The 437-nt window shown below is 36.8% G+C and carries 1 protein-coding gene; it reads right to left on the reverse strand.

Annotated elements, in window-relative coordinates; translation table 11 throughout:
* Positions 1 to 209: hypothetical protein (locus NR114_RS24205; RefSeq protein WP_256824859.1), on the reverse strand; the 209-nt coding region annotated here is incomplete at its 3' end.
* Positions 210 to 437: the final 228 nt, after the last annotated feature.

Here is a 437-nt window from a genome sequence, read left to right on the forward strand (position 1 = left end):
GCCTGTGAATACAGATAATGAGGCAGAGTACTTTCGCTTGGGTTGGCTGCCAGGAGGATGATGTCGACCACTCTGTACTCGAAGGCATTTTCAGTAAAATGCACATTCACATTTTTTGAGCGAAAATAGTTTTCTAACGCCAATTGGATGACATGTGTGAAGTAGCGATTTTTATCTGATAAAAATACGGTTATAGATTCTCCGAACATAAGCTTCCCTAGCAGTAAATGTTATTTCCCATATCAGCACACATTAGGGTTATCATTGGCTAGCAGGGGGGGGTAGCTATTAATGATAAGTCTGAATTATGCTTTGTTTGACGATTATATCGTTAGTTATTTTGGGTGTGACTATGTGTTTTAATTTCAATAAAAAACGGAGATTTTATCCTTTTTAGGATTATGTGATGGACATTAAGTTCGTAAAGAATTTTCTTG

Origin of the sequence: Serratia sp. Ser99, assembly GCF_024519545.1 — a bacterium.
Taxonomy (GTDB): domain Bacteria; phylum Pseudomonadota; class Gammaproteobacteria; order Enterobacterales; family Enterobacteriaceae; genus Serratia; species Serratia liquefaciens.